The sequence below is a fragment of the Kineococcus endophyticus genome (genome assembly GCF_040796495.1).
GTDB classification, from domain to species: domain Bacteria; phylum Actinomycetota; class Actinomycetes; order Actinomycetales; family Kineococcaceae; genus Kineococcus; species Kineococcus endophyticus.
Genome location: NZ_JBFNQN010000008.1, coordinates 142,867 through 159,080, shown reverse-complemented (window position 1 = coordinate 159,080; position 16,214 = coordinate 142,867). Strand labels below are relative to the sequence as shown.

17 protein-coding genes are annotated in these 16,214 nt (G+C 72.2%); 7 read left to right on the top strand and 10 right to left on the bottom strand.

The window, feature by feature from the left end; genetic code table 11:
• The first annotated feature begins 17 nt into the window (after positions 1 to 17).
• Both AB1207_RS12935 and AB1207_RS12930 read left to right on the top strand, forming a co-directional pair.
• Positions 18 to 761 (top strand): PfkB family carbohydrate kinase, encoded by a 744-nt coding sequence (locus AB1207_RS12935; RefSeq protein ID WP_367638787.1) that lies wholly within the window; start codon positions 18 to 20, stop codon positions 759 to 761.
• The gene (locus AB1207_RS12930; protein ID WP_367638786.1) at positions 739 to 972 is read left to right on the top strand and encodes a PfkB family carbohydrate kinase; all 234 of its coding nucleotides are present in this window, start codon (positions 739 to 741) and stop codon (positions 970 to 972) included. The genes AB1207_RS12935 and AB1207_RS12930 overlap by 23 nt, the downstream gene beginning before the upstream one ends.
• A gap of 19 nt (positions 973 to 991) precedes the next feature.
• Here the strand turns inward: AB1207_RS12930 and AB1207_RS12925 are convergent, their stop codons facing one another.
• Both AB1207_RS12925 and AB1207_RS12920 read right to left on the bottom strand, forming a co-directional pair.
• Positions 992 to 2,047, bottom strand: coding sequence for an agmatine deiminase family protein (locus tag AB1207_RS12925; RefSeq protein ID WP_367638785.1), 1,056 nt, complete (start codon positions 2,045 to 2,047; stop codon positions 992 to 994).
• Between the two features lie 42 nt (positions 2,048 to 2,089).
• Positions 2,090 to 4,126, bottom strand: coding sequence for an amidase (locus AB1207_RS12920; protein ID WP_367638784.1), 2,037 nt, complete (start codon positions 4,124 to 4,126; stop codon positions 2,090 to 2,092).
• Between the two features lie 7 nt (positions 4,127 to 4,133).
• Between AB1207_RS12920 and AB1207_RS12915 the strand changes: the two genes are divergently transcribed.
• Positions 4,134 to 4,856, top strand: coding sequence for a TetR/AcrR family transcriptional regulator (locus tag AB1207_RS12915; protein ID WP_367638783.1), 723 nt, complete (start codon positions 4,134 to 4,136; stop codon positions 4,854 to 4,856).
• A 173-nt stretch (positions 4,857 to 5,029) separates the two neighbouring features.
• Here the strand turns inward: AB1207_RS12915 and AB1207_RS12910 are convergent, their stop codons facing one another.
• The 3 genes from AB1207_RS12910 to AB1207_RS12900 are packed head-to-tail and all read right to left on the bottom strand — an operon-like array spanning position 5,030 to position 9,032.
• The gene (locus tag AB1207_RS12910; RefSeq protein WP_367638782.1) at positions 5,030 to 5,347 is read right to left on the bottom strand and encodes a DMT family transporter; all 318 of its coding nucleotides are present in this window, start codon (positions 5,345 to 5,347) and stop codon (positions 5,030 to 5,032) included.
• Positions 5,347 to 5,781 (bottom strand): DMT family transporter, encoded by a 435-nt coding sequence (locus AB1207_RS12905; RefSeq protein ID WP_437178928.1) that lies wholly within the window; start codon positions 5,779 to 5,781, stop codon positions 5,347 to 5,349. The genes AB1207_RS12910 and AB1207_RS12905 overlap by 1 nt, the downstream gene beginning before the upstream one ends.
• Positions 5,778 to 9,032 carry a cytochrome P450 gene (locus AB1207_RS12900; RefSeq protein WP_367638781.1) on the bottom strand — a complete coding sequence of 1,085 codons (3,255 nt, stop codon included), beginning with the start codon at positions 9,030 to 9,032 and terminating at the stop codon, positions 5,778 to 5,780. The genes AB1207_RS12905 and AB1207_RS12900 overlap by 4 nt, the downstream gene beginning before the upstream one ends.
• Positions 9,033 to 9,131: 99 nt before the next feature.
• Between AB1207_RS12900 and AB1207_RS12895 the strand changes: the two genes are divergently transcribed.
• From AB1207_RS12895 to AB1207_RS12880, 4 genes are all read left to right on the top strand, one after another.
• The gene (locus AB1207_RS12895; RefSeq protein ID WP_367638780.1) at positions 9,132 to 9,752 is read left to right on the top strand and encodes a TetR/AcrR family transcriptional regulator; all 621 of its coding nucleotides are present in this window, start codon (positions 9,132 to 9,134) and stop codon (positions 9,750 to 9,752) included.
• A 297-nt stretch (positions 9,753 to 10,049) separates the two neighbouring features.
• On the top strand, positions 10,050 to 10,409 hold the full coding sequence (locus tag AB1207_RS12890) for a hypothetical protein (RefSeq protein WP_367638779.1): 360 nt from the start codon (positions 10,050 to 10,052) through the stop codon (positions 10,407 to 10,409).
• Between the two features lie 1,056 nt (positions 10,410 to 11,465).
• Positions 11,466 to 12,497: a site-specific integrase gene (locus AB1207_RS12885; protein ID WP_367638778.1), complete on the top strand. Its 1,032-nt coding sequence runs from the start codon at positions 11,466 to 11,468 to the stop codon at positions 12,495 to 12,497.
• 7 nt (positions 12,498 to 12,504) lie between these two features.
• On the top strand, positions 12,505 to 12,975 hold the full coding sequence (locus AB1207_RS12880; RefSeq protein WP_367638777.1) for a hypothetical protein: 471 nt from the start codon (positions 12,505 to 12,507) through the stop codon (positions 12,973 to 12,975).
• Positions 12,976 to 12,982: 7 nt separating this feature from the next.
• Here the strand turns inward: AB1207_RS12880 and AB1207_RS12875 are convergent, their stop codons facing one another.
• The 5 genes from AB1207_RS12875 to AB1207_RS12855 form a co-directional block, all read right to left on the bottom strand.
• Positions 12,983 to 13,306: a hypothetical protein gene (locus AB1207_RS12875; protein WP_367638776.1), complete on the bottom strand. Its 324-nt coding sequence runs from the start codon at positions 13,304 to 13,306 to the stop codon at positions 12,983 to 12,985.
• Positions 13,307 to 13,332: 26 nt separating this feature from the next.
• The gene (locus tag AB1207_RS12870) at positions 13,333 to 13,773 is read right to left on the bottom strand and encodes a MarR family winged helix-turn-helix transcriptional regulator (RefSeq protein ID WP_367638775.1); all 441 of its coding nucleotides are present in this window, start codon (positions 13,771 to 13,773) and stop codon (positions 13,333 to 13,335) included.
• Between the two features lie 92 nt (positions 13,774 to 13,865).
• Complete coding sequence (locus AB1207_RS12865; protein ID WP_367638774.1) at positions 13,866 to 14,339, bottom strand: MaoC family dehydratase; 474 nt, start codon at positions 14,337 to 14,339, stop codon at positions 13,866 to 13,868.
• A complete protein-coding gene (locus tag AB1207_RS12860) occupies positions 14,336 to 15,244 on the bottom strand; it encodes an amidohydrolase family protein (RefSeq protein ID WP_367638773.1) in 909 nt (302 codons plus the stop codon). The genes AB1207_RS12865 and AB1207_RS12860 overlap by 4 nt, the downstream gene beginning before the upstream one ends.
• 5 nt (positions 15,245 to 15,249) lie before the next feature.
• Entirely contained in the window at positions 15,250 to 16,182 is a 933-nt protein-coding gene (locus AB1207_RS12855) for an SDR family oxidoreductase (RefSeq protein WP_367638772.1), read from the bottom strand.
• Positions 16,183 to 16,214: the final 32 nt, after the last annotated feature.

The window sequence follows — 16,214 nt, the reverse complement described above, 5'->3', positions numbered from 1 at the left end:
CGACCCCAGGAGCCCCCGTGAACACCTCCCCGCACCGCGGTGCCCGCGTCCTGGTGGTCGGCGAGGCGTTGGTGGACGTGGTCCGCCACGAGGACGGCCGCAGCGCCGAACACCCCGGCGGCAGTCCCCTGAACGTCGCCCACGGGCTCGGCCGACTGGGACACCGGGTGCAGTTCCTGGGCCGGATCGGCGACGACGCACGGGGTGAGGTGCTCCAGCAGCACCTCGTCGGGGCCGGCGTCGACCTCTTCCCCGGTTCCCTCGTCCGCGGCGCCACGTCGGTCGCCCGTGCGCAGGTCGACGGCGAGGGGCGCGCGACGTACGAGTTCGACCTCGACTCCACGCTGCCCCGGGTGCAGCTGCCCGCGGACCTCGACCACGTCCACACCGGGTCGATCGGTGCCTCCGTTCCGCCGGGTGCGGCCACCGCGCTGGAACTCCTCCGCAGCGCCCGGGCCGTGGCCAGCACGAGCTACGACCCCAACGTCCGTCCGGTGTCCTTCTCCGGTCCGGAGCAGGCGGTCCCCCTCGTCGAGGACTTCGTGGCCGCCGGCGACGTGGTCAAGGCGTCGGACGAGGACCTGCGCTGGCTGTTCCCCGGGGAGGCGGACGTCGACGTGGCGACGAGGTGGCTCCGGACGGGGCCGGCCCTGGTGGTCGTCACCCGCGGCGCCGCGGGGGCCGTGGCCGTCACCGGCAGCGGGCTCGTGGAAACTCGACGCGCCGACCGTGCCCGTCGTGGACACGGTCGGCGCCGGTGACGCCTTCACCTCCGGCCTGCTCGACGCCCTCGCCGCCGCCGGCCTGCTCGGTGTCCAGGCCCGGCCGCGATTGCGCAGCCTCTCCGGTCCGCTCCTGCGCAGCGTGGTCGAGGCTGCCGTGCACAGCGCCTCCTCCACGTGCCGGCGGGCGGGTGCTCGTCCGCCGGACCGCGAGGAACTCCGGCGCCACCTGGAGGCGACGGGCGGGTGAGGAACCCGGTCCTGAGCTGTCAGGCCGGCTGCTGCTGGGTGATGCAGTGGATGCCGCCGCCGAAGGCGAACACGTCCCGGGCGTCCACCAGCTCGACCTCCCGACCCGGGTAGGCGCGCGAGAGGACCTGCGCCGCAGCCTCGTCGCGGTCGTCGGCGAAGCCGCAGAGGACGACCACGCCGTTGGCGACGTAGTGGTTGACGTAGGAGAAGTCGACCAGTTCACCGTCGACCTCGGTGGTCTTCGGGGCGAGCAGTTCGGTCACCTCCAGGCGGCGGCCCCGGGCGTCGGTCGCGGTCCTCAGCAGTTCCAGGACCTCCTGCGACACCTCGTGGTCGGGGTGGCCGGGGTCGGTCTGCGTGTGCACGAGCACCGCCCCGGGGCGGGAGAACGTCGCCACGATGTCGACGTGCCCGCGGGTGCCGAACTCGCCGTAGTCGGCGGTCAGTCCCCGGGGCAACCAGATCGCCGTGGTGGTGCCGAGGTGGCGGTGGACCTCCGCCTCGACCTGTTCGCGCGTCCAGCCGGGGTTGCGGGCGGGGTCGAGCTGGACGGTCTCGGTGAGCAGCACGGTGCCGTCGCCGTCCACGTGGAAACCCCCGCCTTCGGTGACCAGTGGGGAGGACGCGACCGGGACACCGGCCAGCGACGCCACGTGCGCGCCCAGCAGCCGGTCCTGGTCCCAGGCGGCCCAGCTCTGGGCACCCCAGCCGTTGAACGTCCAGTCCACGGCCTGCAGGCCGCCCCGCCCGCGCACGAACGTCGGTCCGGTGTCCCGGAGCCAGGAGTCGTCGAGGCCCACCTGCTCCAGCTGCACCCGGGGGTCGAGCAGTTCGCGGGCTGCGCCCACGTCCTCGGGGCGGACGAGCATGCGCACGGGTTCGTGGGCCACGACGGCGGCGGCGACGCGGCTCCACGCCACACGGGCCCGCTCGAGGTCGGCCCCGCCCTCCTCGCCGAACGTCTCGTTGGGCGGGGGGAAACCCATCCAGGTGAGGGCGTGCTGCTCCCACTCGGCGGGCATCGACGTGCCGGTCGTGTCGGGGGTCGTCGTACCGGTCGCTGCTGTGCTCATCGGGGTGTCTCCTGTCGGGCGGTCGTTGGGGTGGGCGAGCCGTCAGAGCGGGGCGTCCGGCGTCGTCGCGAGGTCGCCGGCCACCACGCCGGCCTGGTCGCGCACGAGCACGACGACGAGCGGGCCGTACGGGCCGTGCCAGGAACTGACGGCCGGGCCGTGGGCGTCGGCCGGTGTGCGGGTCGTGCCGCGCAGGACACCGTCCTGCAGGTGCGTCTCGACACGGACGCCGTCCACGTGGGCGGAGTGCTCGGCCGGGGTTCCCCCCGTCACGGTGGCGGAGAACGTCACGACGGTCTCGTCGCCCTCCACGACCGCGCTCACCTGGTCCACGCGCACGGCGAGGTCACCGGCGGCCGCCGGGCGCGGTTCGCCGAAGGCCGCTTCGTCGGGCAGAGCCGGGGTCCGCGGCGGCGGTGTGCGGCGTTCGCGCAGCGCGGCGATGGAGGAGGCCAGCTGCACGAGCCGGGTGTCCGTGTGCGCGGCTCCGGCGATCGTGAGGCCCACCGGCATCCCGGTGTCGGACATGGTGCCCAGGGGGACGGTGACGGTCGGGATGCCGAGGTGGCGGGGCACGAGGTTCCCGTTGGAGACCCAGACCCCGTTGCGCCACGCGATCTCGGCCGAGGCGGGGTCGACGTCGGCGTCGGCGGGTCCGACGTCGGCGGCCGTCGGGAACACGACGGCGTCGAACCCCTCGGCCTGCAGCCATTCGTCGAAGTCCTCGCGCCGCGCCTGTTCCAGACCGCGCAGGCCGTCCTCGAGACCTGCGACGTCGCGCCAGTCCGGTTCCCACTCCTTCGCCCGGGCGACGTAGTCGGCGATGTCGTAGGCGATGTCAAAGGGCAGGACGCCGTACTGGTCCGGGAGGGCGCCGGGGGGTGCGGGGAAGATGAGCGCGGGGTCCACGTCGGCGAAGCGGTGCAGTGCCGGGTCGCCGTTCTGGCGCAGGAAGCAGTCCATCGCCCAGACCGAGAGGTCGCCGACCTCGTCGCGCAGGAACTCCCGGCTCACCAGACCCCGGGCGACGAGGCCCTGGTCGCCGTCGTGGAGTTCCTCGTAGTTCTCCACGACGGGGAACGGCACGACCACCACCTCGGCGCCCGCGGCGACGAGGTCGTCCTCCATCCGGCCCCAGAGTTCCATCACGCTGTCCCGCGTGAGGATCGGGTGGGCGCTGGTGGGATCGGCGTTGACGTAGGTGCGCGGGACGGCCAGTCGCAGGCCGGCCAGCGGGAGGTCCTCCGCCTGCGCGAACGACGGCGGACGGACCTGCGAGGGGGCGGGCAGGTCGATCCAGGGTTGAGTGCGCCAGAAGTCGCCCTCGGTGGTCTCGTCGTCGGCGACGACGACGTCCAGGACGTGCCGCAGGTCGGCGACGCTGCGCGTGTGCGGGACGACGACGTCCATCGTCGGCACCAGGGGCCAGTTGCCCCGCACGGAGATGACCCCGCGGGACGGGGTGTAGGCGACGAGGGCGTTGTTGGACGCGGGAGCCCGACCGGACGACCACGTCTCCTCACCGAGGCCGAACGCGGCGAAGCTGGCCGCGGTGGCGGTACCGGAGCCGTTGGAGGACCCCGACCCGAACGCCGAGGTGAGGAACTCGGCGTTGTAGGGGGACTCGGCCCGTCCGTGCAGGCCGCGCTGCATCCCGCCGGCCGCCATGGGCGGCATGGTGGTCAGGCCGATCAGCACCGCCCCGGCCGCACGCAGCCGGGCGATGGTGAAGGCGTCCTGCTGCGCGATGAGGTCCCTGAACGCGGGGGAGCCGCTGGCGACGGGCAGCCCGCGCACCTGGTAGCTGTCCTTGGCGGTGTACGGGATGCCGTCCAGGGGGCCGAGGACCTCACCGCGGGCGCGGCGCAGGTCGGCGGCGCGGGCCTCGGCGAAGGCGCCGGGGTTCAGCACGGGCACCGAGTTGAGCCGGATGCCGGACCGGTCGTACCGGCCGATGCGGTTCAGGTAGCGCGCCACCAGTTCCACGCTGCTCACGGCGCCCGACTGCAGGGCGGCCCTGAGCGACTCGACGTCTGCTTCCACCACGGTGAAGACCTCTGTGTCCACGACGCAAAACATACACCGTTTGGTTTCCCTCGACCAGACCCTGCGGGCGCGCCGTCTGCGGTGGGCCGACGGTGTTTGCGTAGGCTCGGCGGCCGAGACCTGGAGGCCCGTCATCGCCCGACCGAAGCAGCCGCTGCTCAGCCGCGAGCTCATCGCCGCCACCGCGCTGGAACTGGTCGACCGCCACGGGGCGGAGGGGGCCAGCATCCGGAAAGTGGCTGCGCGCCTGGGGGTCAACCCCACCTCGCTCTACCACCACGTGCCCGACCTCGCGGCCGTGGTCGAGGACGTGCGGGCCCTGGTCTCGGCCGCCATCGACTCCGAGCCCCTGCGCACCCTGGCCTGGGAGGACGGTCTGCGCGCCTGGGCCCGCTCCTACCGCAGCGCCTTCGCCGGCCACCCCCGCGCGATCCCGCTGCTCATGACGCACCGGGTCTCGGCGCCGGTGCTGCTGGCGCAGTACGAGGACTTCGCCGTGGCCGCGGAGGCGGTGGGCTGGAGCAGTCGGGACGTCCTGCCGCTCCTGACCGCCTTCGAGTCGTTCATCCTCGGCAGCGTGCTGGACATGTCGGGGCCCGTCGTCGTCTTCGACCCCACCGGGCAGGAGGACGTCGTCCCGCGGTTCGCCGCCGCCTTCGCGACCGTCGCCGGAGAGGACCCGGCGGACCCGGTCGCCACGCGCGCGTTCGAGCTCGGCCTGGAGATGCTCGTCTGTTCCGCTCGCCCACCGCAGGACACGTGAAACCCTCCGCGGTCGAGGCGGGGCTGCTCCTCACCCCTTGGACCGCTCGACTGCGAGTCGCCAACGGGCCCGCCTCCACCACCCCCGGGCCTGTGGGCGAGTCACACGCTCCCCTCGGGTGTGCGGCGACGTCGCACGACCCACGCGTGACGCCTGTTGCCGGACGACGGCGGTCAGCTCGTTCCCCACTTGACGAGTGCTATCCCGGTGATCACCAGGGCGATGCCCACGGCGGAGGTGCGGCTGACGCGTTCGGCGAAGAGGACGGCGCCGGCCAGTGTCGTGAGGAGGACGCCGGCTGCGGCCCACGCCCCGTAGGTCAACCCCAGGCCCAGCCCGGCGTCGAGGGCCAGTGAGAGGAGTCCGATGGCGACGAGGTATCCCGCTGCAACAGCGGCGTACCAGGCCTTGCGGCCGGTGACGGCCATCTTCAGGGACAGGGTCGCTGCGACCTCGGCGATGATGGCCACCGCCAGGAACACCCACGCCATCAGCCCTGCACCTCGGCTTCGTCTCCGGAGTGCGACCGTGAACCGAGTTCCACGCACAGGACGCCTGCAGCGATGAGGACCACTCCGGCAGCGACGACCACGTTGAAGGGTTCTCCGAACAGCGCCGCCGACAGGACTGCGGTCAAGCCGACGCCGGACGCGCCCCAGATCCCGTAGGTCAGGCCCAACGGCGCGCCGGTCCGCAGGACCAGCACCATGAGGGCGAAGGCGCCGCCGTAACCCAACGGCACGACGCCGTACCACCAGGGGTTCGTCAGGGCGGCCTTCAACGACAGGGAGGCGCTGACCTCCGCGAACACCGCGATCGCCAGGAAGAGGGCGGCGCGCGGGGTGAGGCTGGACCGCGGCCGCCTCCCCGGCTGGTCCTCGGGTGCACGGCTGTGGCCGGAGCTGTGTCCGGTGTTCGTGGTCACGACGCCCACACGTCCTCGGCGTAACGGCCTTCCTGGACCAGGTCCTCGAGCCACTGCCGGCTCTGCTCGACGCTCGATCCCGTGTGGTCCCGGTGCAGGTCCACGAGGAACGAGCGGGTTCCGGCGCCCACGGTGTCGGCTGCGCCGCACACCCGGATGTGAGCACCGGCCTGCAGGCGGCTCCACAGGTCCCCGCCGTCCGCGCGCAGGCGGTCCTGCACGTAGCGCAGACCGTCGACGGGCTCCTGCGAGAACGTCGGGCGCAGGTCGACGACTCCGCGCGCCGCTGCGTCCGTGAGCTCGTCGCGGTGCAGGAAGTCGAGTGCCTCTGCGCGGCAGCCCACGTACAGGGTCAAGCGGCCGGTCCCACCCAGGTGCACCTCCTCGGCGACGGCTGCGCGGAACGGGGCCACGCCGGTGCCGGCAGTGACCATCACGACGTCGGTGCTCACCGTGCCGTCCGCGGCCCTGGGAAGGCGGAAGACCTCCGGGCACGGGGCGATGCTGGCGTCGACGACGTCGCCGGCCACCGTCGCGGACAGGAAGGTCGACGCCGTCCCGCGGTGGGCCCCCTCGCGCCGCGGCAGTGGTCGCTCCACCACCGCCACGGCGAGGTCGACGGTGTCCGGGGTCGCCACGGCCGAGGAGGAGATGGAGTAGCGCCGCGGCTGCACCGGCCTCATCAACCCCAGGAAGTCCTCGAAGCCGAGCTCGCAGGAGGGGTGGCGTTCCACCATGTCCACGACGCTGACCGGCCCGTGGGCCACGTCGTCGAAGTCCTCGGGGGAGGCGTCGGCCAAGGCGGCCAGGGCTCGCCGGTCCGGGGGGCACGAGGTGCAGTCGCGCAACGCGGCCGCCTCGAAGGCGCCGGCGGGCCGTTGGAGGTCGAGCACCTCGCCGAGCAGCTGACGGACCGTGAGGGGTCGCCCCACCGGCAGGTGGTGGGAGGCGCGGATCGAGCCCTTGCCCTCGACGGTCAGGCTGACGACGTCCGCCAGGTCCAGCCCGAAGCGTCGTGCAACGCGTTCGACCAGGTCAGCCCGTTGCCGTGGCCACACCAGGAGGTGGTCCCCGGTGCGGTACGTGACACCTGGGGGCAGCGCCAGCCGGACGTGGTGCTTGCGCTGTCCCGCCGGGGCCTGGGCCGAGGTCAGGGGTCGGGAGTCCACGACGCGCAACACCTCTTCGGCCCCCTCTCGCACGGAGGGGACCGGCCTCGCCCCCGCCTGTCGCTGCACCCGGTAGCGGGGTGGGCGAGGGGCGGGAAGGGCGGTGTCCGGGTCGCCGACCCCTGTGGGGCCGGCGAGCGCAGCGTGCAGCCGGCGGGTCCACTGGTCGACGGCGGCGTCGAACGCTCCGGCGGCATCGGCAGCCCCCAGGTCTGTCAGGCGTTCGGCCCCCGCTGCGGCCAGGGCGCGGTCGAGGAGCTGCGGAACCTGCTGGTAGGTGCCCGGCCAGTTCCGGTCGCCCAGGCCCAGGACGGCGTACCGGACACCGGTCAGCGCCTGGGCGGGGAGGTCCTGCACCCACTGCGTGAAGCGGGTCGCCTCCTCGGCTGGGCGGCCGTTGTAGGAGGCGGCCACGACGAGGAGGATGTCCTCGGGTGACAGGTCGTCGACCAGGTCGTCCAGAGCTCGCGGCGCGCTCACCGCGCGGGCGCCGCCCAGGAGTTCGGCCAGGTCGCGCGCCACCGCCCGGCCGGTGCCCATGGTCGAGCCGTGCGCGATCCGCAACCGGTCCACGGTGGAGGGAGCCAGGTCGCCGCCGGCGGCCCTGGTGGCTGCGGAGGTGGTGCCGTCGTGGAGGGCGACCTCGGCGGCGCCCGAGTTCGGGACCCCGCACGGGTTGGCGACGGGCAGCGTCGACCTCCGGACGTGGCGGGGTCGGACCCTCATCGTGAGACCCTCCGGCTTCAAGGTCAACAACTCGCGGATCTTCAGCTGGTAGTCGGTGTGGTCGACGAGCTCGAACCGGTGCAGGATCATCCCCAGCACCAGGACGGCTTCGTGGAGGGCGAACTGTCGACCGATGCAGGCGCGCTGGCCGTTCCCGAAGGGCTTGTAGGCGTGCGCCGGGCGCTGTGCGTCGAACTCGGCGTCGAAGCGGCGGGGGTCGAAGGTGTTCGGGTTGCCGCCCCAGGACGGATCGCGGTGCAACGCAGGCGTGCTGATCGTCAGGGCCTGTCCGCGTCGGACCTGGTAGCGCCCTCCGATGACGGTGTCCTCGTAGGGCTGGACGGTGAACGCGGGAGCCGTGGGCCACAACCGCAACGTCTGGTTGAGGACCTGCCGGATCCACGTCAGCCGTCCGACGTCTGCGAACGCCGGTGACGGGCGGTCCTGGTCGCCCCAGACCGCGTCCACCTCAGCTTGCGCGCGAGCGAGGACTTCGGGGTGCTTGAGGAGGAAGTACACGGCGAAGGACAGGGCGCTGCTGGTGGTCTCGTGGCCGGCGATGAGGAAGGTGATGACCTGGTGACGGATGTTCTGGACGTCCAACCCCTGTCCCGCGGCGGGGAACAGCATGCGGTCCAGCAGGTCCTGACCGTCGTTGGACCCCTGTGCCCGGCGATGGGCGATGACGTCGTCGACGAACTGCGTGAGGGTCTGACGGTCCTGCTCGAAGCGGGTGTCGGCCCGACGCCGAAGCCACGCTGTTCCTGGTGGGGTGATGGCCGTCTCCTGCGTGTAGGCCAGGCCCCTGACCATCGCGGAGACGAACGGGTGCTCCTCGGCCCGGCTGAAGCACTCGAAGTCGTACCCGAAGCCGCACAGACCGATCGTGTCCAGGGTCAGTCTGGTCGCATCGCCAGGGACGTCGACCGTGGGGTGCTTCTCCCAGCGGTCCAGCAGCCGGTGACCGACCTCGACCATGGTGTCGTGGTACCCGCGCATGGCGCCCAGGGAGAAGGCGGGTATGAGCAGGTCGTGAGCGGTCTTCCAGTTGGGTTCTTCGTCGTGAGCGGTGAACAGTCCGTCGCCGCCCAGGAGCCGCACCCGCTCCAGGGTGGCGTCGATCTTCTTGTGGAAACGGCTCTCGTCGCACAGTTCCGCGACCAACGCCTGGTCGCTGACGAGGGTCATCTCCTCCCCGAACAGCCGGAGCCCGAAGACGGGCCCCAGGCGCTGCGCGAGTCGAAGGGTGAACTCGGTGAAGCTGGGGGCGGTGAGGAGTTGGACGTGCCCCACGAGGGGGACCCGCGGGGGTTCGGGGATGGTGTGCGGGCGGGCGGTCGCCGAGGTCGGGGTCACGGGTGCTCCAGGTGACGTGGGGTGCGTGGTGCTGCTCTCGTGGTACGAGACCGTACCGGACGTCGGTACGCCCGCGTACCGCCATGCGATGATGGTTGTGTGCAGATCTCGAAAAGCGCCGAGCCGGCGACCACCCCTTCGCGGCAGCGACTGCTGACCGGCATGGCAGCTGCACTGCGCGAGAAGGGGTTCAAGGCGACGACCGTGGCCGACGTCGTCCGGCACGCCAAGGTGTCCCGGCGGACGTTCTACGAGGAGTTCTCCGGCAGGGAGCAGTGCTACGTCGCTCTGCTGGAGCAACAGGACCGTCGGGTGGTCGACGCCGTCCGCACTGCGGTGCGAGGGGGTTCGTCCTGGCGCGACCAGGTGCACCAGGCGATCGAGGCCTACGTCGACGTGGTCGCCGCTGATCCTCAGGTGACGTTGAGCTGGATCAGGGACCTGCCGACCCTGGACCTGGTGGCCGTCGAGACCGAGCGGCGGTCCACGGACACGATGCTGGACCTGATGCGCGAACTCTCCAGCGGCGCGGCCTTCCGCAGCGCGGGCTTGCTCCCGCTGGACGAGACGACGGCCCGCCTGCTGGTCGGTGGGTTGCAGGCGGTCACGGCCGCCGTCCTGGAGGAGGAGGGGCCCTGGGCGACCGTGACGCCGACGCTCACGCGAGTGGCGTGCGCGATGCTGCAGGAGTCCTCACAGGTCGCCCGGCAAACACTCTGAGGACGACGAAGCGGGACCTTGCCGTCTGTCCCGACCGCACCGTCCTGACCTGCGGTGGAACAAGTCGCGTGAGTCGGCAGGCCACCTACTCGTCTCATCCGATCTGTCCTCGTCGACGATCACCAGGACCTGCGGGGGAGTGGAGCGGGGTTTCCATGACCGCGCGGCCTGCGGGATGACCGTGCGGTCGTCGTCGACGGCTGCCGCCAGGCACGCTGGCGTCGCATGATGCTCAGGACACGGGTGATCCTGCCGATGCTTCGCGGATGATCGCCCAGGGGACTGGAGACTCGACGGGTGGGCAGAAGGCGGTCAGGCGGTGATGCCAAGCAGGTCCTGCGCAACCGCGCCAACCAGATCTCCGGCTGGGTGCTGTGGGGGCTGCTCACCGGGGTCTGGTGCTTGAACGACCCGATGGGGCTGGCCCCTTCGCAGCCACCGTGGGCCACCCGAGGCGAGGCGGCGGTGATCAGCGTCTGCTTCGCTGCGCCCAGCGTCCTGGCTGTCCTTCTCTTCTCGGTGCCGTACGTGAGAGTAGGACACGACACGGTGTTGGTGCAGAACCTCCTGTTCCGCCACGTCATCTCACGTGGGCTGATCGCCGCTGTGCGCGAGAGCGTGACGTGGCCGGTGCTGGTCCTTGCCGATGCCAGCTGACGCGCCCCCGCCGACTCCTGGACTGCGGGATGACCGTGCGCCGCGTGCACCGCGGGATGACCGTGCGACTAGATCAGCGGCAGCGCCTGTGACAGGACGACGAGGGACATGGACACGACCCCGAGCTTGTGACCTGTCGTCCACCCCTGATCCCCGCGCCGTCGCCGTCGCCTGACGTCGACGAGAGAGACAACGATCAGTGCGAGAGCACCAACGATGAGGACGACGTTGCCCCAGGGCCGAAACATGATCGGCATCCTTGCCGGTGCGCCAGGCAAGGGCACCTCGCGGCATGCGTGTGAGTGAGTGACCGCTTTTCAGCCATGTGCGGGTGATCGTGGTGCTCAACGTGCATCCGGACATCGACATGACCGAGACGTCCGTGACCGTGAAGTTGAGGCGGCCTGGCGGACCTCATGCGACGACGACAGTCAGTCGTCGTCAGCGGATACAAGCCGACGACCACGGGTAGACAGAGTCAGCAGGTCACTCAGAGGCAGGCGGCACGACAGCCAGGGGAGGGCGTGAGAGGCGAGGAAACGTGCCACCCCTCCTTGAGATGTCATAATGAAGATTATCGGCGTGCCAGACAGGGGTTGATCGTCAGGCGACGCCCACCGTCGGACCCTGGTGACAGCGCCCCCGTCGAGACTCCGACGTCGGCGTCAGCATCAGGCGTCGACGCCGACAGCGCCGGATGTCGACCTCTCCGGCGCGTCGGCCACTGGGGTCCGAAGTCCCGGTACCTGCACGGTCGCTCGGACCCAACATCGCCGAGCCCGGCCGGCGACGCGTCGCGTCCACCAGGTCGCGACTCCCACGACGTCACCACAGCCCGGTCGACGCCCACGCAGCGGCGAGACGGCCCGCGTCGTCGGATCCCGTCTCGCCACCTGCGCCAGTCGCACCGGACCGGTCCCGGCGTTCTCGTGGCACGTCGTCGAACTGCGCATAACGACGGATATGCGGCCAGGACCACGTCCGACTCCCCCGATGTCGTTGCCCTGCAACGCTTTGAGTTGACAGAGCACTCCCCTGGCTCGTATCGTCGGCAGCATGGCTCCCCTGAACCCCGGGGTTCTCGAGTCCCTCACCACTTCCTCCGCCCTGTCGGCCGCAGTGCAGGCCTACGAAGTGGCCCGACTCCCCCGCAAGGACTCCCCCAACACCCTCGCGGCCCGCGCCCGCGACGTGGCCGGCATCACCCCGCGCCTGGCCGCCGTCGTCGATGCGACCGAACCCCTCGTCGGTGACCTCACGACGCCCGCCCTGCGCGCCGCCTTCGCCGACTTCTCGCTCGACCACGCCCGCAGTTCCATCGCGCGGTGCTGGTCGACGTGGAACGGGTTGTGCGGTTTCCTCGTCGCCGAGGACGTCCTGCCCGGGAACCCGATGTCGGGTGTCCACCGGCCGCGCCCGGTCGAGCAGGGTCCGAAGCCGTTGCGCGGCAACGACACCCCGGAGGTTCTCCTGGACGCGGTGGCCGCCGGCCGGCGGGCGCGGGACCCGTGGCCCGAACGGGACCTGGCGGTGGTGGCGACGTTGCTCGTGACGGGGATCCGCAGCGCGGAACTCGTGGGCCTGCGCATCGGCGACCTCGCCGGGACGGCCGGGGAACGGCGGGTGCGGGTGCGCGGCAAGGGCGGCGCCGAGCGCAGCCTGCCCGTCGAGGAGGCGCTGGCCGAACTGGTGGACCGCTACCTCGCGAGCCGCGCCCGCCGGTTCCCGGCGGCCCGGGCACCGCGCCTGGACGCACCGCTGTTCGTCGACACCCGCGGACGCGCGCTGTCCCGCCACCAGCTGCAGTACCTCGTCGAGCAGTGCTACCGGGCCGCCGGGGTCAGCGACCGCGTCCAGCGGGGCGCCCTCGTCCACGCGCTGCGGCACACGTTCGCGACCCGCGTCGTCGCGAGCGGGGCCAGCGCGGTCGAGGTGATGCGGCTGCTGGGCCACCGGAGCCTGGCCACGTCGCAGCAGTACGTCGACGCCGGCGCCGACGAGCTGCGCTCGGCCGCCGCGGCCAGCCGCTCCTACGCGGCGCTCCGGACGCTGGCCTGCGACGCCGGGAGCCACGCAGCCGTGACATGATCCGAGCATGGCGACGACGCGGCGGACGCACTGTGCGAACAAGATGCCCTGGCCGGCGGGGAACCACCGCAGCCTGGAGCGGTTCCTCGACGACGCGGAGCGGGCGGGGACGCTCGACATCATCGCCGACCACCCGCAGGCGGCGACCGTGCTGGCCTTCGCCCCGCACAGCCTGGACGCCGAGACCGTCGGCACCGTCCTGCGCTTCGCGGAGTCGCAGGAGCAAGGGCAGGCGTTCCCCGCGGCCTGGCAGCACTGGCTGCAGGTCACCGAGGGCAGCTACGAGGACCAGGCGGCCGCCGCGGCGGGCTTCGCCGACTTCGCCGAGGCCGTCGACCACGACCACTGGGAGGCCCGCGGGGACGCGCCCGTCGCCGAGACGCTGACGGGCTTCATCGACGCCGTCGTCGCCCGCGAGGACGGCACCACCCCCCGCGAGGCCCTCGACGCCGCCACCGGCGTCACCACCGGGGACTGACGGCGCTTCAGCCTCGCCGGTCGCGCTGGTAGGCCGTCCACGCGGCGGTGCACGCCTCGCAGCGGCACCGCAGGTTGCGGTAGCCGTTGGCGCTGCCGTGCCGGGGATCGTCCGGGTCGGCCCGGAACGCGGCGGCGGTGTCGGCGGCGGAGGGACGGGCGGCCGCCGGCCCCAGTCCGAGCTCGGCCCGCCAGACGCGGATCGTGGGGTGGCTCACGCCGAGCAGGCGGCCCGCCTCCTGCTGCGGCAGGTCGGCCGTCGCCTGCACGGCCTCGCGCCAGCTGGCGTGCCCGGCGCGGCGGGCGATCTCGTCTCGGTCGTAGCGGGGCACCGGCGCACCCTACGACGCGAGGGCGCTCACCGAGGGGGCGTCTCCCCCAGCGCCCGGCGCGACACCTGCAGGGCCTTGCGGAACGTCTCCCGTTCGCGCACCCCGAGCCCGCGCACCATCTCCTCCTCGATCTCGGCGACGGGCTCGCGCAGCTCTTCGAGGACGCGTTGCGCCGTCGGGGTGAGCGTCAGCAGCATCCGGCGCCGGGAGCGTTCGTCGACCTCGCGCGACAGGTGCCCCTTCGCTTCGAGGTCCACGACCATCTGTGCCATCGTCTGGGCCCGCACGAAGGAGTTGCGCGCCAGGTCGGCCGAGGTCATCCCGGGGTGGCGTTCCAGCACGGTCAGGGCCGTGTACTGCAGCGACGTCAGCCCGTGCGCGCCCACGACGGCGTCCAGCCGGTTGCGGATGGCGAGCTCGACCTGCTTGATGAGGTACAGCAGGGTCACGTCGGTCTGGCTGGTCACCGCCCCATCCAACCCTACGTCCGCTGCTGCGCAGCCCGGGCCGTCGGCCCCCGCACGGGCGGTGCGGGAGCCGACGGTGGTTTCCACGGTGGTCAGGCGTAGAAGCGGGCGAGGAAGTCGACGACGACCGCCGGCCGCTCCTGGCCCTCGATCTCGATGGCGCCGGACACGGTCAGCTGCACGCCGCCCTTGACCTCGGTGACCTCCTTGAGCGTCCCGGCGAAGCGGACGCGGGAGCCCGCGGGGACGGGGGCGGTGAACCGGACGCGGTCCATCCCGTAGTTCACCTTGGTCGTGACGCCCTCGACGTCGAAGACCTCCGACCACAGCGGGATGAGCAGCGACAGCGTGAGGAACCCGTGGGCGATGGTCCCGCCGAAGGGGCCGTCCTTGGCACGTTCGGGGTCGGTGTGGATCCACTGGTCGTCCCCGGTGGCCACGGCGAAGCGGTCGATGCGCTCCTGGTCGACGAGCAACCAGCTCGACGGGCCGACCTCGGTGCCGACCAGACCGGTCAGTTCCTCGAAGCGCACGACCTTCTGGGGGGTGGTGCTGTCGGTGGTCATCGGTTCTCCTCGGTGGGGTCGGTGGGCTCGGGACGGAGCCCGAGGATGCGCAACGCGTTGTCGCGCAGGATGAGGGGCCGCACCTCGTCGCGGATCGGGAGGTCGGCGAAGTCCTCCATCCACACGTCGGGGTGGATGAGGGGGAAGTCGGAGGCGAACAGCACCTGGTGGCGCAGGAACGTGTCGGCCGCCCGGACCAGCGCCGGGGGGAAGTACTTCGGCCGCCACCCCGACAGGTCGATCGCCACGTTCGCCTTGTGGGTCGCGATGGAGATCGCCTCGTCCTGCCACGGGACGGAGGGGTGGGCGAAGATCAACGTCAGGTCGCCGAACTCCGCGGCGACGTCGTCGAGCAGCATGGGGTCGGAGTAGCGCAGCTTGAACCCGTGCCCTCCCCGCACCCCCGCGCCGATGCCCGTCTGACCCGTGTGGACGACCACGGGCAGTCCCAGCTCGGCCAGCGCGGCCCAGAACGGGCGGTGCTGCGGCGCCGAGGGGTCGAAACCCTGCACCGTGGGGTGCAGCTTGAAACCCCGGGCGCCGTGGTCGAGGGCGAGGGACCGCAGGCGGTCGAGCGCGTCGGGCCGGTGCGGGTCGACCGAACCGAACGGGACGAGGACGTCGGCGTGGTCGGCGGCCTGCTCCACGACCTGCTCGCTGGGGATGGGCGGGTGGCCCAGCTGGTGCTCGGCGTCGACGGTGAACACCACCGCCGCCATGGACCGCTCCCGGTAGAACTGCGCGATCGAGGCGATGTCGGGCGTGACGCCGTCGGTGCGGAAGTACTTCGCGGCGGCGGCAGCGAGGTCCGGCGGCAGCGAGCAGTGACCGTGGTCGCCGACCTCCACGTGGACGTGGGTGTCGACGGCCGTGACGGCGTCGACGTCGATCTCCGGGCGGTACACGGGGCTCAGGCCTGCGGGCGCACGAGGTCGGCCGGCAGTTCGGGGAACCGCTCGCCGACGGACTGCAGGTTCTCGCGCAACGTCGGGGCGAACTGCCCCGCGATGGTCTCGGCGTCCCAGCCGCCCTCGTGGTGGACGGTCAGGACGGGTTCGGGGTGGCTCCACACCTGCAGCCGGTCCCCGCCGGCCCCGAGGACCTGACCGCTGATGCCGGCGGACTCGTCGGAGGCGAGGAACACCACGAGACCCGCGACGTCCTCGGGGGTCCCGAACCCGAGGTCCTGCCGGTAGAACGACGGGATCGGCTCACCGGCGTCCATCGCCTCCACGGCGGCCGTGAAGTACGGGATGGTGCGGGTCATGGCGGTCGCGGCGACGGGGACGACCGCGTTCACGGTCACCTGCGCCTTCTTCATCTCCAGCGCCCAGGTGCGGACCATGCCGACGACGGCGGCCTTGGCGGCCGCGTAGTTCGTCTGGCCGAAGTTCCCGCGCTGGCCGGTGGGCGAACCGATCGTGACGATGCGGCCGGGGACACCCCGCTCCTTGAACGAGGCGAACGCGGCGCGGACGCAGGAGAACGTACCCCGGACGTGGACCGCGAGAACGGCGTCGAAGTCGTCGTCGCTCATCTTCAGCAACGACTTGTCCCGCAGGATCCCCGCGTTCGTCACCAGGACGTCGAACCCGCCGAACTCGGCCAGCGCCGTGTCGACGAGCTGCTGCGCCGTCTCGGCCGACCCCACCGGCGCGACCACCGCCACGGCGCGCCCGCCGGCGGCCTCGACCGCCTCGACGGTGCTGCGAGCGGCCGCCTCGACGGCGTCGTTGACGACGACCGCGGCACCCGCCTGCGCCAGGGCGACCGCGTAGGCGGCGCCGAGGCCCGCCCCGGCGCCGGTGACGACCGCGACCTTGCCCTGCAACGTGGTGCTCATGTGCTGATTCCTCCTGTGGTGGAACGGTTCGG